This is a genomic window from Arthrobacter sp. NPDC058288 (assembly GCF_042880995.1).
In the GTDB taxonomy this organism is placed as follows: Bacteria; Actinomycetota; Actinomycetes; order Actinomycetales; family Micrococcaceae; genus Arthrobacter.
This window is the reverse complement of the sequence record NZ_JBHVYH010000006.1, coordinates 158,233-180,052: the sequence shown is the minus strand read 5'-3', so window position 1 is coordinate 180,052 and position 21,820 is coordinate 158,233. Positions and strand designations below refer to the sequence as shown.

The following is a 21,820-nucleotide window of genomic DNA, read 5'->3' as shown; positions in this document are numbered from 1 at the left end:
AGCGGCCACATCTTTATTGGGCAATGTCGAACCCCTCCCCCGTCAGCGCCACAAAGCGGTCTTCCAGGCTGCCCTGTTCCACAGCGAAGCCGCGCACCCGCACCCCCGCCACCACAAGGGCGGCCACCACGACCTCAGGCTCCACGACCTCCCCCGACTGTCCGCCGGCGCCGTAAACCAGCGCCCCGTTGCTCTGGCCCACTGCCGGCAACATTCCCAAGCTGGCGAAGACACCCTCGGCCAGGCCGGCGTCGGGAGTGACCAGGCGGATCCGGGCCTTGCCCGGGTCGCGGAGTTCAGCGAGCGTTCCCTGTGCCACCAACCGCCCTGCACTCATGACCGCCGCGTGGGTGCAGATCTGCTCCACTTCGGCCAGCAGGTGGCTGGAGACGAAGACCGTGGCACCGTCCGCCGCGAGGGAGCGCACCAGGGAGCGCACTTCGCGGGTTCCCTGCGGGTCCAGCCCGTTGGTGGGTTCGTCGAGCACCAACAGTTCACGGGGCGAGAGGAGCGCGTTGGCGATGCCCAGCCGCTGTTTCATGCCGAGTGAATACGCGCGGACCTTCTTCCCGGCGGCGTGCGTCAGGCCCACGCGTTCCAGCGCGACCTCCACCCGGGCACGCCGCGTCGAGGCTGCCGCATATGGGTCTGCGGCATCGAGGCGCCGAAGATTGGCCGCCCCGGAAAGGAACGGGTAGAACGCGGGACCTTCCACCAGGGCTCCCACGCGCGGCAGGACCTCGTGGAAACGGTCCGGCATCGCGAGCCCCAGGACGCTGACTGTGCCTTCCGTGGCTCCGGCGAGGCCCAGCATCATGCGAATGGTGGTGGTCTTGCCGGAGCCATTCGGTCCCAGGAACCCGAAGACGGAACCCCTCGGCACGGCCAGGTTGACGCCGTCCACGGCCAATTGATGGCCGAACCGTTTGCTGAGGCCGCGCGTCTCTATGGCCAGATCGACGCGCCGGCCAGCGGCTGTCACCTCGCGGCGGCAGCGGTCAGCAGGCGCTCCGCGGGAACAGACCCGGCGAAGACGCGCCCGTCATCGGTCAACAGCACATTCACGACGGCGGTGCTGAACAGCCGCCCGCCCGGCACCGCAACAGTGGCCTGCTGAAGCAGAGGATCGTTGGACACCATGGCCCCGGCCCCCGCTGACCCCGGGCTGGCCGGGAATTCAACCACACTCTCCCAGCCGGTACCGGTCACCGTAGGCCTCGGGTGCCCGGTGTCCGGATCCCTGGAACCGGGAACTGCCGCATCAGGAACCGCGCCGCTTTCCGTGGCGTGTCCGGGCCGGCTTTCCGTTCCATGGGCCGGCACCTCAATTTCCTTAACAGTGGCGCCCGGGGGCGGGCTGAAGGCGAACAGCGAAGCGTCCGGCGTTTGGAATGACAGGCTGGTGAACGCCAGCTTGAAGGCCGGTTCTGCCTGGCCGCGGGCCTTCAGTTCGACGCTGAGCGGCAGGCCGCTCTGGCCGTCAACGGCGATGGCCACCGAACCGATCAGGGTACCTTCGGTCCGTGGCGTGATCATCAGGTTGTACGCCGCCCGGCCCGCAACTGTGACCTCCGGAAGCACTGCGATTTCAGTCGTGGGATCAGCGGCGGCAAGCAGCCGCACGGCCAGCTCCTCAGGCGTCGGCATCACGCGGTCGGTGCCGGCACCAGGATGCTTGAACTGGCTGAAATCCTTGTGCTGGCCAGCGTCAGCGGGGAGGGTCAGGTGAGTGGCGGTGTTGTCCTTGGAGCTGTACAGCCACACCTGGTCTCCGTTACGCACGGCGTTGCGTTCAGCGAGGCGGTCCAGCACCTGGACCCTGACGTTGCGTGGTCCATCCATGAAGACCCGCGCGGTGTGCGGGCCACTGAGGAGTTCCAAGGCTGAGGCGGCATCGTTTCCAGTGGACGGTCCGGTCTTGGGCAGTTCGGGCAGGCCGATTTGGGACGTCTGTTCCAAGGTCCCGGAGAGGGACGGAGCAGCGTGCTGAGCTACGAGCGCCAGGACTTCTTCCGGCGTCTTGGCGGGCAGGGGGTCGCCTGCGCTTGCGGGCACTGACCCGGCCAGCGCGGCGGCGGCAATAAAAGCAGGCACGGCGGCGGCAGGCATCCACCGCAGCCACTTTCTGGTCATGACAACTCCGCTCCAACATTGCAGCTTATTGATTCCAGAGTACGCTTCGGATCCGCCCCTTACACCCCCTTGGGGCGCTGCCCGTCCTGCCGTGAGCGGGGCCGGTCAGCGCGCGGCCGGCGCGACGGTGCCGGCCCCGCCGTCGAGCGTTATCACTTGGCCGGTGCTGATGGCGGAAGTGGCGTCCGGGACGCCCACGACGGCGGGAATTCCGTACTCCCGGGCCACCACCGCGCCGTGGGAGTTGGGGCCGCCCATTTCCATTACGAGGCCGCCGGCGGTGAGGAACAACGGTGTCCACCCGGGATCGGTTGACGGTGCCACCAGGATTTCACCGGGTTCCAGTGCGGCGCCCTGCGGATCCAGGATGACGCGCGCCCTGGCGGTAACGGTTCCCGCCGATGCCGGCGTGCCGGAGAGCACCCCATCGGCGGCGCCAGGCGCGGCAACCTGCAGCGCCTCAGGTTCCGTTCCGTCCGAAAGCAGCACCCGGGGAATGCGGCGGCGGGAGAGCTCGGCGTTGTAGGCTTCCCGGCGCTCCGACACGAGCTCCCGCAGGGAAGCCCCGGCCAGGCCGCGGTGCGCCTCGGCAAAGTTGAGGAAAAAGATGTCGTCGGCTTCGGCGATGCTGCCGGACGCGGCGAGTTCCGCCCCCACCGCCATGAGCTGTTTGCGGACAGAAGACAGGCCTTCGACAACGTGGTACTTCGGCAGTTCGCGCAGTCCCGCAAACAGCCTGGTCCGCTTCAGCGCGCCCCGCACCATCCGGGCGCGCAGCCTTCCCGCCGGGCCGCCCTTGCTTCCCGCAATTGCCACCAGCCGCTCGATCTGAGCGTCCGCCTCGCCCGCGGCTTTGGCAAACTGGCGGTCCGGCGCCAGTGCCGGATCGTCAAGTTTGAGGTAGTTCGCCAGGACCCCGAGGATGTGCGCGGGGTCATCTGACCAGCGCGGCATACCGAGGTCGATTTCCGCGACGGCCCGGTGTCCGTACCGTGCCAGGAATCCCGCCAGCCCGGACTGCACGACGCCGGGAAGCCCGCCGTCGCGGTACCGCTGCGCCAGCTCAATCGCGGAGGCCTCACGAAAGATCGCGGCCGCACCCGGGTGGGCACGGATGTCCGTGGCGAGCCGCCAGAGGGCAAGGTCCATTTCCGTGGTCACGTTGTTGGGCAGGCCGCGGAGCACGGCCTGCAGCCTGCCGGACTCCGGGCCCTGCCCGGCCAGCTTCCCGGCAACCGCCAGGAGCGCGAACCCCAGGGCCGGCAGCGGCAGCACGGCCGGAACGATAGGAAAGAGGCCCTGGCCGAGGATGCGTTCGGCATGGTTCAGCCTCTCCGCCGGGGTGGCGGTGGCCGGAACCACGAGGCCGGCCCGGTGCCGTGCGCCGAAGGCGTCCAGGCGGCGGAGGGCCGCTTCAGGCCGAAGCAGCGCCCGGAACACCGACTCCGGGACCCTCGCTTTCGCCGCCACTGGAACCACGTGCTGCAGGATCGCCCGGGGGGACCTGGTGGTCACCGCGAACCGCGGGTCGGCGAAGAGACCGCGGAGCACCGTGGCGGACCTGGCCTCCATGATGTCGAAGATGCGGGGCACAATGGCACGGCCTACGCTGCTGCGGACCACCGGCGTGAGGTCAACAAAAAGGCGCTGCCCTGCCGGCCGGAAAGGTGCAGGTCCGCTGCGCGGCTCGGGGACGTCGAAGCCGGCCGCACGGGCAACAGAGGATGCGATCAGGCTGAAGCCGGCCATCCCCATCGGGGTGAGGGGGCGGGTCAGCCCCTGGGCAAGGCTGAAGCACAAGAACACGCGCGTGCCCTCCGGCTCCGGCCGGTCGGGGCGGGGGTCCGGAAGCGGATACAGCGTGGTGATGGGCCGGGACTGCACCAGCCAAAGCTTGTCCGCGGCGTCGAAGGCCCATTCGATGTCCTGCGGCGCACCGTACTGCCGTTCCACCCGGGCGCCCAGTGCGGACAGTTCGCGGAGCTGGGCATCGCTCAGGGAAGGAGCAGAATCCGCGGCACGTGTGATGCGCTCGGTGCCGCCCCCGGTGAGCGGCCGGATGGCGATTGCTTTATCCCCCGGCCGCCGCTCCAGGATCTCCCTGCTCGCCGAGTCCACCACGAAGTGGTCCGGATTCACCGCCCCGGAAACCACCGCCTCGCCCAGCCCTGGACTGGCATCGATGACGGCCTCATGGCGCCGTCCCGTCACCGGGTTCGCCGTGAAGAGGACACCTGCCACGGCGGCATCGACCATGCGCTGGACAACCACCGCGAGCGCCACAGTTGACGGGCTGATCCTGTGCGTGGCCCGGTAAGCCACCGCGCGGTCCGTCCAGAGCGACGCCCAGCACTGCCGGACAGCCGCGAGGACAGCGTCGGCGCCCACCACATTCAGGTACGTGTCCTGCTGCCCGGCGAAGCTCGCGAAGGGCAGGTCCTCGGCCGTCGCTGAGGACCTGACTGCCACCGGGATGTCCGTCCCCATCGCGGCGTAGGACTCACGGACCGCATCAGCAATCTCCGGCGGAATGTCCGCACGCAGGATGAGTTCCCGGGCCCGGGCCGCCAGCCCGCCGAGGGCCGCCAGTTCGTGGGCTTCGGTGCCGGCCAACGCAGCGTGCACGCCTTCGAGCCCTGCCGGACCCACCGCCCGCCGGTAGGCGTCCGTGGTCAGGCAGAAGCCCGGCGGAACGGGCAGCCCGGCACGCGTCGTTTCGCCCAGGTTGGCGGCCTTGCCGCCCACCCTCAGCAACATTCCAACGTTGATGTGCTCCAGGTTCAGCACCAGCCCGTCCGCCGACGTGTCCGGAATGTTGGCCTGGTTCACCGCTGACCTCCTGGGGTATGCCCCGGCCGGAGCGACTGGACGGTGGGGATGGAGTTACGCCGCGCCGATGGAGTTACGCCGCGCCGAGCATGGGACCGAAGCTGGGCCGGTCCGCGAGCCGGGGGTCGTCCCGGTCCGGAACCACCAGGACCGGCCCCTTGGCATGGTGCAGGATTCCATCCGACGTCGAGCCCAGAAGCATTCCGGTGAAGCCGCCGCGGCCGCGCGTTCCCACAACCACCAGTTCCACGTGCCGGCTGGCTTCAACCAGCACGTCGATGGGGGAACCATCCACGATCCGGGTCTCCACGGTCAGCTTGGGATAGTGGCTCTTCAGCCAGGCCACCCCGGCATCGAGCTGGACGCGGATGTCGGCAAACAGGGCCTCCCGGTCCATGGGCGCCGGGACCCACGCCAGTGAACCGCTGTACTGCGGCACGGCGCACACAATGCGAAGCGGCGCCCCGAGCCGGAGGGCCTGGTCCGCGGCCTCGAGGACGGCAACCCGGGCCTGTTCGGAACCGTCAACGCCCACCACCACAACGTGTTCCACCGGCTGGTGGCCGGACTTGGCCTGTTCGGCCTTGACGTGCCTGTCGTCCGTGGTCTCGCCCAGGCGGTCTGCGCAGATCAGCGGCACGGTAACCGTGGGGCACTTCGCATGCGCGGGCAGCGCGCTACTGACCGAACCAAGGAGCCTACCGACGAATCCGCCCCGGCCGCGCGTGCCGAATACCAACAGCTCGGCTGTCTCGGACATTTCCAGCAGCACGCCGGAGGCATCCCCGTTCTCCACTGAGGCGTCAACGTCGATGTCGTAGGGGGCAACCTTGTCCAGGGCTTGTTTGAGGATGGCCTCCGCACCCTCGCGGATCACCGAGTCGTCGACGGTGGCATAGCCGCCGTCCAGGCCCGACGCTGCGAAGATCGGCACGGAGTATGCAGTCACGATATGCAGGGGGCGATGCCGGCGCTCGGCTTCACGGGCGGCCCAGACGAGGGCGCACTGGCTGTGGTCGGAACCGTCCACGCCCACCACGATCCCCTCGGGGGCGGCAGAACCGCCGTCGTCATCCCTTGACGGGTGCACCTGATCTCGGCCCATGGGGTCCGCCTCCTCGCGATACTGCCTGATGTTGCCGCTATTCTGCCAGAAGTGGGCGTCCGCCGCGTGGACCGGGAACCAGGACCTGCTTTTGGCCGAAAATCCGCTATTTATGTCCACTATTCTCGGTTGCCGGACAGTAAGCAAGCACACCTTTCGGGGTGCGCGGGCGGCTTCCGGAGAGTCGGTTTGCGTCCGAGCCAGCTCCCACTTTTTACCTCGCGGAAACATAGAGATCCCACCTCCGATCAGCCGAATCACAAGTGTGAGATTGTGGGGGTAGCCAATGTCCGGCAAGGGCTATCCAGAGCTATAAAAGTTCTGTATTGTCGAGGCGTTGCGAAACTGAGATATGTGTTTCAGAACACACTGACAGCTTCACGCGCGGCGGCCGGACTTTGGGGGTTACGGAGCGTGCAGGGGAACGAGGCCTGCACAGTGAACCATTCGAGGAGGAACGAGCAGTGTCGAGCATGCCAATTTATGGTGGGACCGAGCAGACCACTACGGTGATCATCGGCTCAGGGCTTCCGGGCCTGGCAATCGCCAGCGAGCTCCGGCGGCGCGGCGTGGATTCCATCACCGTGGATGCGCTCGAAACCCTGGGCGGAATCCAGTCCGCCAATACCGTGTCCCTGCCGCGCTGTGACGCGCCGAATTCAGCCACGCTGCAGGAGCGGAACGAAATCCTTCGGCACCTCAGGAACTACGCCAGCAGCCATAACCTGGACATCCGCAACAACACCCGTGCCGTCCAGCTGAACCTGCTGGGTACCGGCCTCTCCGGGCCTCCCGCGCACCAGTGGGCGGTCCATACGCCGGACGGAGTCCTGCTGGCCCACCACATCGTCCTGACCCGGGGCGCGCACAGCCAGCTGCGCCGTATGCTCGCGGACCTGGGGCTGGCGCTGGGGCAGAACCTGGCGGCCGCCATGCGCGCCATCGGAATGTACCTCGTGGGCGTCGGGGAGCTCATCACTCCTACGCCCAAGGAAGTGCTCCGCCAGGCCAAGGTTGTGGGGCAGGCTATTTCCGCCAAGGTCTATCCGGACAGTGTCCCGTCAGTGCTCACCGGAAGCTTCGCCGCGCTGCCGGGCCCGGCCCTGCTGACCTGACCGGGCTTAGCAGCCGCCCCGATCCCCTACAGCCCGGCCCCCCGCCGGCGCCTCCTGATCTATTGCTCCTCGCCGGCGTCCGCCCCGCTGTCACCGGACTTGAGGTTCCGTTTCGCCAGCACGCCCAGCGCCACGAGGATGCCCAGGGCCGTTCCGGCGAAAAGCACCAGGCTCCAGGGGAACGGCTCGGACGCGTCAGGCGCCGGCACAGGCGCACTGGTGGTACCGGGCTGCGCGGTGCCGGCCGTGGGGACCTCCCCCGCCGTCGTCGAACTGCCCGGCGTTGAGCCGGTGGCGCCGGAACCCGGCGCAGCGGCGGTGGCCGTGAAGGTGAAGGTGCCCTCGATCGGATGCGAATCGGAGCTGACCACGCGCCACACCACAGTGAACTCTCCGGCAGGGGCCCCGGGCCGGAGCTTCTGCGACGCCACGTTGTCCACGATCTCCACGGGGCCCTCTGCCCAGTTCGTGCCTGCGGCATCCTTCACCTGGATCTGTGACCCGAGGGCCAGCGGGTCCTTGTTGAATGTCACGGAAACCTTCTCCGGCGGAGTGGCCACGGTGGAACCCTGGGCCGGGCTGCTGGACTCGGCGGCGTCGTGGGCCGAGGCGGGCGCCGCTGCGGCCAGCACGGCGGCCGTGAAAAGCAGTGCCCCGATGAGGGCTCTCAGCAGGGGGCGGATGAAACGCATACGGGGCTACTCCTGTTGTTGGCTTCCTTACAGACTAGGCGAAATCGCGGGGTCGCAACCCGGCAACCTACTAGGATTCAAGTAATCCCCAACACTCTCCCCCGGAGGACTAATGCTTAAGCAGGGCTCTGCACTGGACCGGTACTTCAAGATTTCCGAGAGGGGGTCAAACTTCTCCCGCGAGATCCGCGGAGGCTTTGCCACGTTCTTCGCCATGAGCTACATCGTGGTGCTGAATCCCCTGATCCTCTCCGGACCTGACTCCAGCGGCACAACCCTGGGATTCCCGGCCGTCGCCGCCGTCACCGCTTTTGCCGCGGGCATCCTGACCATCCTCATGGGCGCCTGGGCAAAGCACCCGTTCGCCATGGCCACCGGGCTGGGCGTCAACGCCTTCGTGGCTGTCACTGTCGCCACGAATCCTGGCCTGACCTGGCCGGACATGATGGGCCTGGTTGTCCTCTCCGGCGTCACCATGCTGATCCTGGTCCTCACCGGTTTCCGGACCGCCGTGTTCAAGGCTGTTCCGGATGGCCTCAAGACGGCCATCGTGGTGGGTATCGGCCTGTTCATCGCCTTGATCGGGCTGGTCAACGCCGGCTTCGTCCGGCGTATTCCGGATGCCGCCGGCACCACTGTCCCGGTGGGCCTTGGCTTTGACGGCAAGCTGCTGGGCTGGCCCACCCTGGTATTCGTCTTCGGACTCATCCTGACCATCGGCCTGCTGGTCCGCAAGGTCAAGGGCGCCATCCTGATCGGCATCATCGCCTCCACCATCCTGTCGGTCATCCTTGAGTTCACCCTGCATATCGGCCCCAGCTTCGACGGCAAGAACTTCAACCCGCAGGGCTGGTCCCTGGTGGCTCCGAAGTTCACCGAGTGGGCTGCTCCCGACCTGTCACTGATCGGCAAGGCCAACCCGATCGGCGCGTTCGAACACCTCGGCTTCGTAGCCGCAACGCTGCTGGCCTTCGTGATCCTGCTCAGCATCTTCTTCGACGCCATGGGCACCATGGTGGGCCTGGCCAACGAAGCCGGCACGGTGGACAAGGACGGCAACATCCCCGATGTGGACCGCGTGCTCCAGGTGGACGCCCTCGGCGCGATCGTGGGCGGCGGCGCTTCCGTTTCCTCCAACCAGATCTACGTGGAATCCGGCGCGGGCATCGGCGAGGGCGCACGCACGGGCCTGGCCTCAATCGTCACCGGCCTGCTGTTCCTCGTGGCCATGTTCTTCACGCCGCTGATCAACCTGGTCCCGTTCGAGGCCGTGGCCCCCGCCCTCGTGGTGGTGGGCTTCATGATGGTGTCCCAGGTGGGCAAGATCGACTGGCAGGACTGGGGCATCGCGATTCCCGCGTTCCTGACCTTCACCCTGATGCCGTTCACCTACTCCATCGCCAACGGCCTGGGCGCCGGCTTCATCGCGTACGTGCTGATCCGCACGTTCCAGGGCCGCGTTCGCGACATCCACCCGCTGATGTGGGCCGTTGCCGCCGCGTTCCTGCTGTTCTTCGGCATCGGTCCCATCGAGCAGGCGCTCGGCATCCACTAAGGCTCGGCGCTGCGGCGGCAATGGTGTCCGGGATCCGGGACACTCCGACGGCGGCGGGGCTGGTTTTCGGGGCTCCGCTGCGGTGAGCTTGGAGTATGCCTCACACAGCCCTCATAGTCGACATCCCGCCGCTCACCTGGAGGGGCCGTTTCGACGGCGACGGCGCCGAGCACCGCCGCTGGTGGCAGGCGGTCACGCCGTATCGCCACGAAATGGCCGCCCCGCAACCGAAAAGCCTTGAACCCGGCCGCCGTCCCGCCGTCATTCTCGGTTTCAGCAGCGATGCCGGCGTGCTGCGCAACAAGGGCCGGGTGGGCGCCGCCGCGGCCCCCGGTGCCATCCGGGCTGCGCTGGGGCCACTCGCCTTCCATCTCCCCCGCGACGTGTTCGACGCCGGCGATGTGACCGTCAAGGACAACGCGCTGGAGGCCGGCCAGGCCCGTGCCGGACTTGCTGTTTCGGAAATGCTCGACGCCGGCAACCTCACCGTGCTGCTGGGCGGCGGCCACGAGACCGCATTCGCCAGCTACCTTGGCGTGGCCGGTTCCGAAGCCGTGCGTGGCGGGAAGCGGCTGGGCGTGCTGAACCTGGACGCGCACTTCGACCTCCGCGAGGCATCCGAGCCGTCCTCCGGTACACCCTTCCTCCAGATGGCCCGGGCCGAGGAATCGGCCGAACGCACCCTGAACTACGCCGTCGTGGGGATCTCCGAGCCCAACAACACCCGAGTGCTGTTCAAGACCGCTGAACGGCTGGGCGTGAAGTACCTTCTCGACGAGGACTGCACGGCGGAAGCCACCCGGCAGTTCGTGGCCGGCTTCCTGGACACCGTGGACGTGCTCTACCTGACCATCGACCTGGACGTCCTGCCCGCCGCAGTGGCCCCGGGAGTCAGCGCGCCCGCCGCGTTCGGGGTTCCGTTGCCCGTGATCAGCGCCGTGTGCCGCCAGGTGGCTGCCAGTGGCAAACTGCTGCACCTGGACGTGGCCGAACTGAACCCGAAGTTCGACATCGACCAGCGCACGGCCAAGGTGGCCGCGCGGCTGGTCAACACGCTGCTGGGTTAGGCGCGCCTCCTGCCGTCAGTCCCCGAAGGTGACGACGGCGGTGGCCCACGGTCCCAGCCTTAACGCCAGGGCGCCGTCGTCCGCTGATGATTCCGCCGCCGGCGCCGCCTGCGCCCGGGCACCCGCGGATGCCCCGATGACCGTCACGTCAGCCGCAGCCGAAGCAGTTCCTAGGGGAAGCGTGACGCGAACGGCGGCCTCGTGCGGACTGAGGTTGCCGAGGAACAGTTGCAGGCCGGCGGCAGACTGCACCGGATAGACCGTTACGGGGTTCGGCCCGTGCGGCCGGTGTGACAGTGCGGGGGCCGCGCCCAGTACCGGGGCGCCCTTGCAGGCAGCGAGCCTCTGCAGCAGTTCCCCTGCCGGATTGAGCGTGCCATCGGCCCCGATGATGCCGCGCGGCCGGCCGGCTTCGAAGTACGTCACGGAGGCCACACCCCCGACAGTAAGGGCAGCGAGGCTGGCGAGGGTCCAGGCCGCGGTGAAGCTGTGGTCCTGGAGCTCGTCTCCCTCGGCCACCCGGCCCGGGGCGTGGAGCCTGGGTTTCAGCGTGATGGGTCCGACGTGCACCGGGCGCCCGTCGCCGAGTTTCAGGGCGTTGGCCGCGGCGAGCCGCTGCACAGGGACAGTCTCCACAATGTGGGGAACCTCGGTGCTGTGGACCTGGGGCGCGAGGCTGAACGTCAGCGCGTCGGCGTCTTGCGGAACCGGGCTGCCGTCACCGCTGCCGGCAATCCAGCGGTTGAGTTCAGTGAAATGTGAGCGGGTGCCGGCCAGAAGCTGCCCGTTGAAGCCTGCCTCGTTCAGGGAAGCCTTCAGAGTGCCCAACGCTGCCGGGTCGGTGCACTGCGTGCCGGGGTGGAACAGTCCGAGCCGGACAATCCGCGACAGCTGGCCGCCCAGGGCGCCGCCAAGAGCGTCCGCGACGCCGTCGGGGGAATCGGACACGACCCGCACGTCCAGCGCAGCGCCGTGGCGGTCCGCCTCCCCGGCTGCGGCGGCAAGCTTGCCGGGCCACAGTTCCCGTGGCTCGTAGAGTTCCACCAGGACGGCGTCGAGGCCTGGAAGCTGTGGTCCCTGCCCGATGTTTGCGGCGGCCGCCTGCGTAGAGTCCGCTTCCGTTGAGTCAACGGACGCGGCCAGCGCCGGAACGGTTCCCGCGGGCTCGCCCACCGTGAAGGCCGCCGGTGCGTGGCTTTCGCTGAAGGGGTTGTCCGGAGTCTCGATACTGAGGGCTTCGATGCTGACCGACTGCTGCACGGTGTCCTCGGCGGCAACGTCCACCGGGATGGGCAGGGCGGACGGTGTGCTGTACGTCTTGAAGGATCCGTCGCTCCAGTTCCGCTGGTCCTCGGTCTCGAAGATGTCGCCGGAGAAGCCAAGGTCAAAGGCAGTGCCGGCGTCGGCCCATTCCAGCGAAGAAATGTCCGTGAAGACCAGGTCCGGCCTGATATCCGTGGGAAAGGCCCCGCTGGTGGCGGTGCCGTCCGGCGACACCACATTGACGTCCCGCCCGGCTTCACTGGTGGGATGGAGGACAACCAGGCCGATCCGGTTGCGCCGGAACGCGGTTTTCGCCCGTCCGGAGAACGATACTTCGACCGTGGCCGGCGTAATCCGAAGCATCAGCATGCCTTCATAGGCCGGGCCAGCGCCGGGCGTGTCCGCGACTTCCGCCGTGCCGGGTGCTGCGTAGTCAACGTGGATCCGCAGGCTGATGCCGTCGTCGTCCTTCAGTTCCGCAACATCCCGTACCGACGGCGCAAAGGTGCGCCATTCGTGGTCCCGCACCACCGCCTTGATGGCACGGAGCACGGGACGGCCCCCGTAGCTGATGTTTGCCAGTTCGTCCCCGATCAGCTCCGCCGTCCAGACGCCCACTGCGAGCTTCCGGATCCGCGGATCAAGGCGCTGTTCGAGCGGCGGACGCTGGTCGGCAACCGCGGCGGCGGACACTTGGGCGGAGAGTGTTGAGGAGTGCTCGGTAGACACGGGAGGCTGCTCTCTGGTGGCTGGTGACTACGCCCAGCTGACCCCGGGCCGGTCCTGTGGACTTGACGATATCGGATGAGGCGCGGGGGCTCAATGGCCGTCCACGAGCACTTACTGGGCGGCGTCGTAACCGGCGAGCAGCCGGCGGGAGGCGGTGCCCATATGGGAAGCCATGGCATCCGTGACCCCTGCCGCGTCGCGCGATTCGAGGGCCGCGAAAATAGCCCGGTGCTCGGCAAGCGCCGCCGCGGCATGGCCTTCGTCCGTCAGCGCACGGTCAACCCAGATCCGCAGCAGCGAGCGGATGCTCTGCAGGAGCTCCTGCAGCACCTGGTTACCGGAACTGGCGGCAATTTCCTTGTGGAAGGCGGCATCAGCTTCGACGAAGGCTGCCAGGTTGCCCAGGTTCTCCTCCATCGAGGCGAGATTGGCGCGCATCCGCTCCAGGGCTTCTTCGGTAATCCTCGCCGCAGCAAGTTGCACCGCCTGCACCTCCAGGCCGCTGCGCAGCTCAACGAGTTCGCGGGTACGCGGCTCACCCAGCATGAGGCCCCAGCTGAGTGTCCGCGGCAAGAGCTCCGAGACGCCGTCGCGCAGGTAAGTTCCGGATCCCGGGCGGACGATCACGATGCCCAGGATTTCCAGGGCGGCGAGCGCCTCGCGCACCGCCGAGCGGCCTACCCCGAGCGAAGCGGCCAGCTGGCGCTCGGCCGGAAGACGGGTTCCGGGCGCAATGTCGCCGCTGGTGAAGTAGGCCATCAGCCTCTCGGCCACCTCGGAAACGACAGAACCCTGCCCCATGGAACCGAGCGCGGCACTGATTTTGGCCGACGAGGCGGCGGAGTTTGCGGACACAGTCACAGCGTAGCAACCGGACACGGCAGGGTCTGAACTCACCCACCCCGAATTAAATCAGTCAACCGGTTGACCAATTTACGGTTTCGGCCTTATGGTGGAGGTCACAGGCCTAGCCCCACTTGATATGCCCCCGACGCTAAGCCTCGACATCAAACCCACGCCTCCAGCGCAGGATGCGGCCGGGACATCAACATCTAGGAGTCAACGTGGACACCACACAATCGGTGGTCGAAAAATCCGCAATCAGGAAAGTGGCAATACGGCTTGTGCCGTTCGTCGCTTTGATGTTCTTCATCAACTACCTGGACCGGACGGCAATCTCTTTCGCAGGCCCGAACGGCATGAACACCGACCTTGCCCTCTCCGCAGCGCAGTTCGGATTCGCCTCCGGCGTCTTCTTCATCGGCTACATCCTGCTGGAGGTCCCCAGTAACCTGGCCCTGCATAAGTTCGGGGCCCGCCGCTGGCTGGCCCGGATCATGGTCAGCTGGGGCATCGTCTCACTGCTGTTCACCTGGGTGGGCAACGTGGAACAGCTCTACATCCTCAGGTTCATCCTGGGTGTGGCCGAGGCCGGCTTCTTCCCCGGCGCCATCCTGTTCCTGAGCCTCTGGGTCCCGGCCCGCCACCGCAGCAAGATCCTCGCGTTGTTCTACCTGGCACAGCCGCTGACCACCGTCATCGGCGCACCGCTGGCTGGCCTCCTGATCCAGCAGCACGGACTCTTCGGCCTTGAAGGCTGGCGTGTCATGTTCTTCGGCGTCGCCGTTCCGGCCATCATCATCGGCGTCATCGCCTGGTTCTATCTGGCTGATTCCCCCGCAAAGGCCAAGTGGCTGACGCAGGAGGAAAAGACCTGGCTGACCGGCGCGCTGGAGAAGGAAAAGTCGGAAACGGCCGCCAGCAACAAGCACGTCAGCGTCCGCACCGTCTTCGGCAATGGCCGCGTCTGGATGCTCTCGGCAATCTACTTCGGCTTCATCTACGGCCTGTACGCCCTCGGCTTCTTCCTGCCCACCATCATCGCCGGCTTCGAAGGCATCTACGGCACCAAGTTCGATGTGTTCCAGAAGGGCCTGATCACCGCGATTCCTTACCTCCCGGCGGCGTTCGCCCTGTACTTCTGGTCCAAGGACGCCACCAAGCGCGGCGTGAAGACCTGGCACATCGCCCTTCCGGCCCTCATTGGCGGATTGAGCATCCCGCTGGCACTGTTCGCCGGATCGCCGGCAGCAACAATCGCCGTCATCACCATCACGGCCATGTCCATCTTCGCCGCGCTGCCCAACTTCTGGACCGTTCCCACCCAGTTCCTCACCGGCGCAGCAGCCGCAGCCGGCATCGCCCTGATCAACACTGTGGGTAACCTGGCCGGCTTCAGCGCCGGGTACGTCACCGGCTGGCTCAAGGACTGGACAGGCGGCTACACGGTACCGATGTTCGTTGTGGGCGGCTTCATGCTCCTGTCCTGCGTCCTCATGGTGACGCTGAGCCGCTCCGGCAAGGTCAGCGAAGGCGTCCCGGTGGAGGCGCTGGACCCCGCGGGGGCCGGACACCACTCCGAGCCCTAGACACGATCCCACCGCCCTTCTTCAACTAACCGGTGGCGGAGCCTGTCGAGACCGATCCGACAGGCTCCGCTGCCGGGGCCAGCCATTACTCCAGGAGCTTTCCCATGACCCGCCTGTTCAATGAACCAGCAGACTTCGCTGACGAGATGATCGAAGGCTTTGTTGCCTCCCACGGCCGCTGGGTGAAGCGCGTCTCCGGCGGCGTCGTCCGCAACACCAGGAGCACACCGGACACGGTGGCCCTGGTGATCGGCGGCGGCTCCGGCCACTACCCCGCCTTCGCGGGCCTGGTGGGCCAGGGCCTGGCGCACGGCGCGGCGATGGGCAACCTCTTCGCATCCCCGTCATCCCAGCAGGTCTACAACGTGGCCAAAGCCGCCAACAACGGCGCCGGCGTTCTGCTCGGCTACGGCAACTATGCCGGCGACGTCCTGCACTTCACCCAGGCCCAGGACCGCCTCCGTAAGGAGGGCATCGACTGCCGCAGCATCGCCGTGACCGACGACGTCTCCTCCGCACCGCTGGCCGAGCGCACCAAGCGCCGCGGCATCGCCGGGGACCTCACCGTTTTCAAGGTGGCCGCCGCGGCCGCCGAGGCCGGCTACTCCCTGGACGACGTCCTCACCATCGCCGAGCGCGCCAACGACCGCACCCGCTCCTTCGGCGTGGCCTTCACCGGCTGCACCCTGCCAGGCGCCGACCACCCGCTGTTCTCCGTCCCCGAGGGCCGCATGGCGGTGGGCATGGGCATCCACGGCGAACCCGGAATTGATGAAACGGACATCCCGACGGCGGACCAGCTCGCCGAGTTGCTGGTGGGCAAGCTGCTCACCGAAGTCCCTGAAGGACTCGAGGCGTCAGCCGGTGCCCGCGTGGTCCCCATCCTGAACGGCCTGGGCAGCGTCAAGTACGAAGAACTGTTCGTGGTCTACCGCCGCGTCGCGCCGCTCCTCGCCGACGCCGGCCTGGTAGCCGTGGACCCGCAGGTGGGCGAACTCGTGACCAGCTTCGACATGGCCGGCACCTCCCTCACCCTTTTCTGGCTCGACGACGAACTCGAGACGCTGTGGAACGCCCCCGCCGATGCCCCGGCCTTCCGCCGCGGAGCAGTCACGGCGGCGGCGCTGGACGCCAGCGACGGCGCCGAGCTTGCCGACGTCGAACTCTCCATCCCTGACGCCACGGAGGACTCCCGCGCCGGTGCCGTCCGGGTCCTGGCAGCACTGGGCGCCGCCAAGGCAGTGGTGGACGCCAACGCCGATGAACTGGGCCGGATCGACGCCATTGCCGGCGACGGTGACCACGGCATCGGCATGGAACGCGGCGTCCGCGCCGCAGTCGACGCCGCCCGCAACGCCGTCGCCCGCGGTGCCGGCGCAGCCACCACCCTGCACTTCGCAGCGGACGCCTGGGCCGACAAGGCCGGCGGAACGTCCGGCGCGCTCTGGGGAATGGCCCTTCGTGCCGTCGGTGACGCCGTGGGCAACACGGAAACGCCCGACGCCGGGGCTGTCGCCGCCGGCGTCGCCGGCGCTGCGGCCGCGATCATGGACTTCGGCAAGGCCAAGCCCGGGGACAAGACCCTGGTGGATGTCCTGGTCCCGTTCCGCGACGCCCTGGCTGCCGGCGTGAATGCCGGGCAGTCGCTCACCGAAGCCTGGGGCGCCGCCGCCACGGTTGCGCAGCAGGCCGCCGAAGACACCGCCCGGCTGCTGCCCCTCATGGGCCGCGCCCGTCCGCACGCCGAGAAGAGCCTCGGCACCCCGGACGCCGGAGCGGTCTCGATGGCACTGATCGTCCGGGCAATCCACAACACTTTCGCGGAGGCCAAAGCTGCAGCGAACACCGCCACCCAGAACAAATCTGTTAAGGAGAACGCATGAGCGCCAAACTGCGCCTGGTCATCGGGTCCGACGACGCCGGATTCGACTACAAGGAAGCCCTGAAAGCTGACCTGGAGGCCTCCGAGCTGGTCGAATCCGTCACGGACGTCGGTGTGGATGCCACCAGCCACACGCCGTATCCGTCGGTGGCCATCGCCGCCGCAGAACTCATCGCCGCCGGCAAGGCGGACCGCGCCCTGCTGGTCTGCGGCACAGGCCTCGGTGTCGCCATCGCCGCGAACAAGGTCCCCGGTGTCCGCGCTGTCACCGCGCACGACAGCTTCTCGGTGGAACGCTCCATCCTGAGCAACAACGCGCAGGTCCTCACCTTCGGCCAGCGCGTCGTCGGACTGGAACTCGCCCGCCGGCTGGCCCGCGAATGGCTCACCTACACCTTTGACGAGACCTCCGCCTCGGCCGACAAGGTCACCCTGATTAAGGACTATGAAGGTGTCACTTCCTGCTAATACAGCAACACAATCGAAGGCCGTCATCGGCGTCAGCCTCAAGCTCTACTTCGGCTACCAGCGCTCAGTCGACTACTGCCGCGACGTTGCCGCCATCGCCTTTGCGCACCCCGCAGTCCAGAACGGCGACATCGAACTCTTTGTACTGCCCACCCTTCCGGCGCTGCCCGAAGCGGCCCGCATCCTGGGCGCGGCCGGTGCCGCCGCCGGAGCACAGGACATCTTCTGGGAAGACGAAGGCGCGTTCACCGGTGAGGTGGGCGGCAGGACGGTGGCCGAACTCGGCGGCCGCTATGCCGAAGTGGGCCATGCCGAACGCCGCCGGATCTTCGGCGAGGACGACAGGATCATCGGGCTGAAGACGGCCGCCGCGTACCGCAACGGCCTCACCCCCGTCCTGTGTGTGGGCGAATTGCAGCAGGGATCCGTCGAGGAAGCTGTCGCCCGGTGCTCAGCCGACATCGATGCCGCCCTCAACCGCGCGCAGTCCCTTGGACCGGCCGGCCGCACCATCGTGGCGTACGAGCCGCAGTGGGCGATCGGCGCCCCGGAGCCGGCAACCCCGGAATACATCAGTGCCGTCATTACCGGACTGGATGCGCACCTGCGCGCCCTGCCCGGACAGGCGGACAGCCGGGTGATCTACGGCGGCAGCGCCGGCCCCGGCCTGATCACCCGCCTGGACTCCGCCGTCGCCGGGCTCTTCCTGGGACGGTTCGCGCACGATCCGAAGGCGCTAAAGACCATCCTGGACGAGGCTGCCGCACGGCTCGGCCTGCTGGCCGGAACGGCGGCCAGAGCATGAGCTCCACAATCGGCCTCAGCAGTTACGCCTTCTTCTGGCAGCTCTCTGACAAAGTCTCCGCACCGCTCACCATCCACCAGGCCCTTGAACGCACCGCGGCCCTGGGCGTGGAACTCTTCCAAATCTGCGACTACGCCCCGCTGGAAGCCATGACGGGCTCCGAACTCGAAGCTGTCCGCGCCACCGCGGACTCGCTGGGGGTAGCGCTGGAGCTCGGCACCAAAGGCATCCGCCCGGAGCACCTGCGGAAGTTCCTGCACATCGCCGGCATCCTGGGCGCGCCCCTGCTGCGGACCATGTTCAACGTCCCGGGCCACACGCCGACGGCGGAGGAAGCGGTGGCGATCTTCAAGGAAGTCCTGCCGGAGTTCGAAGCGGCCGGTGTGAAGATCGCGGTGGAGACCTACGAGCAGGTCCCCACCTCCCGGATCCTGGACGTCGTCCGCGGAGTCGACAGTCCGTCCCTCGGTATCTGCAGCGACCCCGCGAATACGGTGGCGGCGCTGGAGATGCCGCGTGAGGTGATCGACGCCGTCGCGCCTTACGTGCTGAACATGCACATCAAAGACTTCGGGTTCAGCCGCAAAGAGGGATGGGTCGGGTTCACGTACTCCGGCGCACCTCTCGGCGAAGGCCTTCTCGACTACGACTACATGGCCGGCAAGTTTCAGCCCACAGAAAGAAATATCAACCAGATCGTCGAACACTGGCTGCCGTGGCAGGACTCCGAGGCGGAAACCATCCGCCTCGAAAACCAGTGGACCCGGCAAAGCATCGATTTCCTAAGGAGCAAGTGAAATGTCAGCAGAACAATTGACCGTCGCCGTCATCGGAGCCGGTGGGAAAATGGGAATGCGCGTTTCCCGGAACCTCCAGAAGAGCGCCCACACCGTTTTCTACAGCGAGAACTCCCCCGCAGGCCAGGAGCGGGTCCGCGCCGAAGGCCGTGAGATCACCTCCACCGACGACGCCGTCAAGGGCGCCGACGTCGTGATCCTCGCCGTCCCGGACACCGTCCTGGGCGTCGTATCCGAAGGCGTGGTCCCCCAGATGAAGGCCGGCGCGATCCTGCTCACCCTGGACCCCGCCGCCGCCTACGCCGGGCTGCTGGCCAAGCGCGACGACGTGGTCCAGGCCGTTGCCCACCCCTGCCACCCGTCCGTGTTCCTGGAGCGCACCACCAAGGAAGAGTGGGCCGACACCTTCGGCGGCGAGGGGGCCCCGCAGAACGTGGTTGCCGCGATCGACGAGGACGCACCGGCAGCGACCCGCGACTCGGCCGAGGCCGTCATCCGCACCATCTACGCGCCCGTCATCGACGTTCACTGGGTCACCGTGAAACAGCTCGCCATCCTCGAGCCCACCCTCGTGGAAACCGTGGCCTGCATGATCGGCACCCTTCTCAACGAGGCGCTGCACGAGACCGTGCACACCGCCGGCGTGCCGGAGGAAGCCGCCAAGGCCATGCTGTTCGGTCACGTTCAGATCGCCCTGACCAACGCCCTCCGTGGCTCCAACCCGTTCTCCGAGGCCTGCGAAATCGCCATCCAGTACGGCAAGGACACCATCATCAAGGACGACTGGAAGAAGATCTTCGACGACTCCGAGCTTGACGGCGTCATCGCCAAGATGCTGAAGCTGGACGCCGTAAGGCGCTAAGCGGATCCCCGCTGCCAGTAGCGGACAGCTGTCCCCGCACCGCCGCCGGCGGGGCGGGGACAGTTCGTTGGGTCACCACCCGGGCGGGAGGGTCAGTGCGGAGGCGGCCCGGAAGTAACCGCCTGGCGCAGCAGTGCCTGCGCGGACCACCTCATGGAGGCCACCGCCTGCTCCCGCGTGAGTCCGCCGATATCCGTAAGCCAGACCAGGGCCTCGATGCCGATCGCGCTGCGGATGGTCAGCGCAAGTGCCCGCATGGCCGCCGGCGACCAGCTGCTCCGAAGCGGGTGCAGGGATTCCTCGATCCAGGCGATGGCCCGGCCCTGCCGCAGCGGCAGCGGCGACTCCTCTTTGGCCTCTTCAAGTGAGAGCCGCAGCATGGTGCGCTGTTGCGCCTCGGTCCGGACGATCAGTTGCGTGAACTCAAGCACGACGGCGTCCAGCCGGGCGGCGGGATCGTCCGGGGCGTCCGGCGGCAGGAGGGACGTCCGTGCGGTTTCGGGATGCGCGGCGGCCAGCAGCTCACGCTGGCCCGGAAAATACCGGTAGGCAGTGCTCCGGGCGACGCCGGCGGCAGCAGCGGCGTCATCCACCGTAGGAGTGAGGCCCGCAGCCACTGCCTCCCGGGCCGCTGCCACCAGCGCGTCGAACGTCCGTTGCTTCTGGCCCGTTCGCCCGCCAGCCTGATAAGGGGTTGACATGAACCTTATGGTACTCCAGTCTTGTTATGGGACATTAGTCCCATAAGTTTCTCAGTGAAGAGAGAGTCCCATGGACGCAACCAGCAGTCCCGCGGTCACCAACCCGGCAGCCATCAACCCCATCATCCGGGGACAGGAGGAGGGCGAACGGCGCTGGTTCTTCGGCGGTGGAGTCCATACCTGGAAAGCCAAGGCCGAGGAGACCGGCGGGGCCTTCATGATGTTCGAGGACCAGATGTCCGGCGGCAAGATGACGCCACTGCACACACATCCCGATTCGGACGAAACCATGTTCATCCTGGAAGGCGAGATCCTGGTGCACATGGATGGAAAGGAACACCGGGTCGGCGAGGGCGGCTTGATGGTCGCGCCCCGAGGTGTCCCCCACGCTTTCATGGTGACGTCACCGCATGCCAGGATGCTTTGTTTGCATACACCGGGATGCTGCCAGGCTTTCTACTGGGACGCGAGCACGCCATTGGACGCCGGGGCCGGAGGCGGCGCCGTGGATTTCGGCAAGGTGCAGGACTCCGCGCGCAGGAACGCCGGGATCGTACTCCTGGGGCCGCCTCCCTTCGGCTCCCGCTGAGGGCGGAAGGGCTTAGGACAGGCCGCCCTCCGGACTTCGGCGAACCAGAAACCCGGAGGGCCAAATGCCAGACATCCTACGTATTTTGACATCGCCGGTAGAATGGACTGTGGCCAACCGGCGCATAGTTTAGAGAAAGTCCTGCAATGAGCTCAGCCATGCTTGAAACCCAGACCACCAACGCGCGGTCTATCCGCCTGACCTTTTCCACCGTCGAAGAGGTCCACGACGGCCTGGACAGCGCCGTCAAGGAACTCATCGAAGCTGCCGTCGAGGACGGCAACTGCGGCATCCGCGTCACCCGCCACGAGCCGGGCGCGTTCACCGTGGCCCTGGACGAGTCCGTCCCCTTCGGTGAGACCTACGAAGACATCGCCGCCTAACACCGCGGCTCACGTTCGGCGGACCAGGTCCGCGGCTTAGGTCCTGCGGACCTGGACGCCGTCGGACTTCATAAAGAGCTGGGTATCCAAGGGGCCCGAAGGCACCAGCCACAGCACGTTTCCACTCACGGAAATTTCCTCGATTTCACCTGCGGCCACCACATGCGCATGCTTGAGGATTTCGACCCGCTCGCCTGCCTTGAGGATTCTCCAGTCGGAAACCGTGGCAGCAAATGCCGCCCGCCTGGACAGAACCGTCCCCCGTGCTTTCATTGAACTTCTACCCCTTTGTATATGTTCTTTTGCCACAACATCATTGGTGTGGGCTTCATCACTACGTCTTTAGTTCTACTACAATTCCCGGGCCCCCGCCTGTTGTGTCGCGCAGTATTTCGGGGGCACCGGGAAATTGTCAT

The 21,820-nt window shown here is 67.2% G+C and carries 20 protein-coding genes; 11 read left to right on the top strand and 9 right to left on the bottom strand.

Annotation, left to right across the window (positions count from 1 at the left end; all coding sequences use genetic code 11):
* Positions 1 to 13 precede the first annotated feature (13 nt).
* From ACFVWT_RS16320 to ACFVWT_RS16305, 4 genes are all read right to left on the bottom strand, one after another.
* Positions 14 to 982, bottom strand: coding sequence for an ABC transporter ATP-binding protein (locus ACFVWT_RS16320; protein ID WP_390249599.1), 969 nt, complete (start codon positions 980 to 982; stop codon positions 14 to 16).
* Positions 979 to 2,133 (bottom strand): outer membrane lipoprotein carrier protein LolA, encoded by a 1,155-nt coding sequence (locus ACFVWT_RS16315; RefSeq protein ID WP_390249597.1) that lies wholly within the window; start codon positions 2,131 to 2,133, stop codon positions 979 to 981. The genes ACFVWT_RS16320 and ACFVWT_RS16315 overlap by 4 nt, the downstream gene beginning before the upstream one ends.
* A gap of 105 nt (positions 2,134 to 2,238) precedes the next feature.
* Positions 2,239 to 4,962, bottom strand: a complete 2,724-nt coding sequence (locus ACFVWT_RS16310) for a PEP/pyruvate-binding domain-containing protein (RefSeq protein WP_390249595.1) — start codon at positions 4,960 to 4,962, stop codon at positions 2,239 to 2,241.
* A gap of 73 nt (positions 4,963 to 5,035) precedes the next feature.
* Entirely contained in the window at positions 5,036 to 6,067 is a 1,032-nt protein-coding gene (locus ACFVWT_RS16305) for a universal stress protein (RefSeq protein ID WP_390249593.1), read from the bottom strand.
* Positions 6,068 to 6,540: 473 nt separating this feature from the next.
* On the opposite strand from ACFVWT_RS16305, the gene ACFVWT_RS16300 reads away from it, so the two are divergent.
* Entirely contained in the window at positions 6,541 to 7,182 is a 642-nt protein-coding gene (locus ACFVWT_RS16300) for an NAD(P)-binding protein (protein WP_390249823.1), read from the top strand.
* A 59-nt stretch (positions 7,183 to 7,241) separates the two neighbouring features.
* Here the strand turns inward: ACFVWT_RS16300 and ACFVWT_RS16295 are convergent, their stop codons facing one another.
* The gene (locus ACFVWT_RS16295; protein ID WP_390249591.1) at positions 7,242 to 7,874 is read right to left on the bottom strand and encodes a copper resistance protein CopC; all 633 of its coding nucleotides are present in this window, start codon (positions 7,872 to 7,874) and stop codon (positions 7,242 to 7,244) included.
* A 112-nt stretch (positions 7,875 to 7,986) separates the two neighbouring features.
* Between ACFVWT_RS16295 and ACFVWT_RS16290 the strand changes: the two genes are divergently transcribed.
* Together ACFVWT_RS16290 and hutG are read left to right on the top strand one after the other, a co-directional pair.
* Complete coding sequence (locus tag ACFVWT_RS16290) at positions 7,987 to 9,429, top strand: NCS2 family permease (protein ID WP_390249589.1); 1,443 nt, start codon at positions 7,987 to 7,989, stop codon at positions 9,427 to 9,429.
* A 95-nt stretch (positions 9,430 to 9,524) separates the two neighbouring features.
* The gene (gene hutG, locus ACFVWT_RS16285; RefSeq protein WP_390249587.1) at positions 9,525 to 10,496 is read left to right on the top strand and encodes a formimidoylglutamase; all 972 of its coding nucleotides are present in this window, start codon (positions 9,525 to 9,527) and stop codon (positions 10,494 to 10,496) included.
* Positions 10,497 to 10,511: 15 nt separating this feature from the next.
* On the opposite strand, the gene ACFVWT_RS16280 is transcribed toward hutG, so the two are convergent.
* Both ACFVWT_RS16280 and ACFVWT_RS16275 read right to left on the bottom strand, forming a co-directional pair.
* A complete protein-coding gene (locus ACFVWT_RS16280; protein WP_390249585.1) occupies positions 10,512 to 12,488 on the bottom strand; it encodes a hypothetical protein in 1,977 nt (658 codons plus the stop codon).
* Positions 12,489 to 12,599: 111 nt separating this feature from the next.
* A complete protein-coding gene (locus tag ACFVWT_RS16275) occupies positions 12,600 to 13,343 on the bottom strand; it encodes a FadR/GntR family transcriptional regulator (protein ID WP_390249583.1) in 744 nt (247 codons plus the stop codon).
* Between the two features lie 209 nt (positions 13,344 to 13,552).
* Between ACFVWT_RS16275 and ACFVWT_RS16270 the strand changes: the two genes are divergently transcribed.
* From ACFVWT_RS16270 to ACFVWT_RS16245, 6 genes are all read left to right on the top strand, one after another.
* Positions 13,553 to 14,917: an MFS transporter gene (locus ACFVWT_RS16270; RefSeq protein WP_390249581.1), complete on the top strand. Its 1,365-nt coding sequence runs from the start codon at positions 13,553 to 13,555 to the stop codon at positions 14,915 to 14,917.
* 104 nt (positions 14,918 to 15,021) lie between these two features.
* Entirely contained in the window at positions 15,022 to 16,800 is a 1,779-nt protein-coding gene (locus ACFVWT_RS16265; protein ID WP_390249579.1) for a dihydroxyacetone kinase family protein, read from the top strand.
* Positions 16,797 to 17,267, top strand: a complete 471-nt coding sequence (locus ACFVWT_RS16260) for a ribose-5-phosphate isomerase (RefSeq protein ID WP_390249577.1) — start codon at positions 16,797 to 16,799, stop codon at positions 17,265 to 17,267. The genes ACFVWT_RS16265 and ACFVWT_RS16260 overlap by 4 nt, the downstream gene beginning before the upstream one ends.
* Positions 17,251 to 18,072, top strand: a complete 822-nt coding sequence (locus ACFVWT_RS16255) for a triose-phosphate isomerase family protein (RefSeq protein WP_390249575.1) — start codon at positions 17,251 to 17,253, stop codon at positions 18,070 to 18,072. The genes ACFVWT_RS16260 and ACFVWT_RS16255 overlap by 17 nt, the downstream gene beginning before the upstream one ends.
* Positions 18,069 to 18,869: a sugar phosphate isomerase/epimerase family protein gene (locus ACFVWT_RS16250; protein ID WP_390249573.1), complete on the top strand. Its 801-nt coding sequence runs from the start codon at positions 18,069 to 18,071 to the stop codon at positions 18,867 to 18,869. The genes ACFVWT_RS16255 and ACFVWT_RS16250 overlap by 4 nt, the downstream gene beginning before the upstream one ends.
* A gap of 1 nt (position 18,870) precedes the next feature.
* Complete coding sequence (locus ACFVWT_RS16245; protein ID WP_390249571.1) at positions 18,871 to 19,731, top strand: phosphogluconate dehydrogenase C-terminal domain-containing protein; 861 nt, start codon at positions 18,871 to 18,873, stop codon at positions 19,729 to 19,731.
* A 92-nt stretch (positions 19,732 to 19,823) separates the two neighbouring features.
* Here ACFVWT_RS16245 and ACFVWT_RS16240 read toward each other — a convergent pair whose 3' ends face one another.
* Positions 19,824 to 20,432, bottom strand: coding sequence for a TetR family transcriptional regulator (locus ACFVWT_RS16240; protein WP_390249569.1), 609 nt, complete (start codon positions 20,430 to 20,432; stop codon positions 19,824 to 19,826).
* A gap of 70 nt (positions 20,433 to 20,502) precedes the next feature.
* Between ACFVWT_RS16240 and ACFVWT_RS16235 the strand changes: the two genes are divergently transcribed.
* Both ACFVWT_RS16235 and ACFVWT_RS16230 read left to right on the top strand, forming a co-directional pair.
* Positions 20,503 to 21,021: a cupin domain-containing protein gene (locus ACFVWT_RS16235; RefSeq protein WP_390249567.1), complete on the top strand. Its 519-nt coding sequence runs from the start codon at positions 20,503 to 20,505 to the stop codon at positions 21,019 to 21,021.
* A gap of 146 nt (positions 21,022 to 21,167) precedes the next feature.
* Positions 21,168 to 21,404: a hypothetical protein gene (locus tag ACFVWT_RS16230; RefSeq protein ID WP_390249565.1), complete on the top strand. Its 237-nt coding sequence runs from the start codon at positions 21,168 to 21,170 to the stop codon at positions 21,402 to 21,404.
* 36 nt (positions 21,405 to 21,440) lie between these two features.
* Here the strand turns inward: ACFVWT_RS16230 and ACFVWT_RS16225 are convergent, their stop codons facing one another.
* Positions 21,441 to 21,677 (bottom strand): hypothetical protein, encoded by a 237-nt coding sequence (locus tag ACFVWT_RS16225; protein WP_390249563.1) that lies wholly within the window; start codon positions 21,675 to 21,677, stop codon positions 21,441 to 21,443.
* Between the last annotated feature and the right edge of the window lie 143 nt (positions 21,678 to 21,820).

Coding starts and splice junctions, on each gene's coding strand:
- ACFVWT_RS16315 (WP_390249597.1), bottom strand. CDS start 2,133: ATGACCAGAAAGTGGCTGCGGTGGATGCCTGCCGCCGCCGTGCCTGCT.
- ACFVWT_RS16305 (WP_390249593.1), bottom strand. CDS start 6,067: ATGGGCCGAGATCAGGTGCACCCGTCAAGGGATGACGACGGCGGTTCT.
- ACFVWT_RS16300 (WP_390249823.1), top strand. CDS start 6,541: ATGCCAATTTATGGTGGGACCGAGCAGACCACTACGGTGATCATCGGC.
- ACFVWT_RS16295 (WP_390249591.1), bottom strand. CDS start 7,874: ATGCGTTTCATCCGCCCCCTGCTGAGAGCCCTCATCGGGGCACTGCTT.
- ACFVWT_RS16290 (WP_390249589.1), top strand. CDS start 7,987: ATGCTTAAGCAGGGCTCTGCACTGGACCGGTACTTCAAGATTTCCGAG.
- hutG (WP_390249587.1), top strand. CDS start 9,525: ATGCCTCACACAGCCCTCATAGTCGACATCCCGCCGCTCACCTGGAGG.
- ACFVWT_RS16265 (WP_390249579.1), top strand. CDS start 15,022: ATGACCCGCCTGTTCAATGAACCAGCAGACTTCGCTGACGAGATGATC.
- ACFVWT_RS16260 (WP_390249577.1), top strand. CDS start 16,797: ATGAGCGCCAAACTGCGCCTGGTCATCGGGTCCGACGACGCCGGATTC.
- ACFVWT_RS16250 (WP_390249573.1), top strand. CDS start 18,069: ATGAGCTCCACAATCGGCCTCAGCAGTTACGCCTTCTTCTGGCAGCTC.
- ACFVWT_RS16245 (WP_390249571.1), top strand. CDS start 18,871: ATGTCAGCAGAACAATTGACCGTCGCCGTCATCGGAGCCGGTGGGAAA.
- ACFVWT_RS16240 (WP_390249569.1), bottom strand. CDS start 20,432: ATGTCAACCCCTTATCAGGCTGGCGGGCGAACGGGCCAGAAGCAACGG.
- ACFVWT_RS16235 (WP_390249567.1), top strand. CDS start 20,503: ATGGACGCAACCAGCAGTCCCGCGGTCACCAACCCGGCAGCCATCAAC.
- ACFVWT_RS16230 (WP_390249565.1), top strand. CDS start 21,168: ATGAGCTCAGCCATGCTTGAAACCCAGACCACCAACGCGCGGTCTATC.
- ACFVWT_RS16225 (WP_390249563.1), bottom strand. CDS start 21,677: ATGAAAGCACGGGGGACGGTTCTGTCCAGGCGGGCGGCATTTGCTGCC.